This window comes from Blastococcus sp. CCUG 61487 (assembly GCF_005222955.1).
Lineage (GTDB): Bacteria > Actinomycetota > Actinomycetes > Mycobacteriales > Geodermatophilaceae > Blastococcus.
The window spans coordinates 1-218 of sequence record NZ_LWUA01000178.1 but is presented as its reverse complement, the minus strand read 5'-3'; the positions used below and the strand labels follow the sequence as shown (position 1 = coordinate 218).

Genomic DNA, 218 nt, shown 5'->3' with positions numbered 1-218 from the left:
CCGGCACGAGGGCGAGCGCGCCCGGCTGGCGGAGGCCCGTGCCGCGGCCGCGGACGCCCGGGCGACAGCGGACGAGGCAACCGCGTCGGTGGACGCCGCCCGCGGAGAGCTCGCCGCCTTCGCCCGGCGCAGCTACATGGACGGCACCTCGTCCCCGGGGCTGCTGGTTCTGCTCACCTCCGCCGACCCGGCGCAGCTGATCGAGCGCGCCGCCCTGC

The 218-nt window shown here is 79.4% G+C and carries 1 pseudogene; it reads left to right on the top strand.

Annotated elements, in window-relative coordinates:
* A pseudogene (locus A6V29_RS20840) lies at positions 1 to 218 on the top strand (hydrolase); the annotation flags it as partial.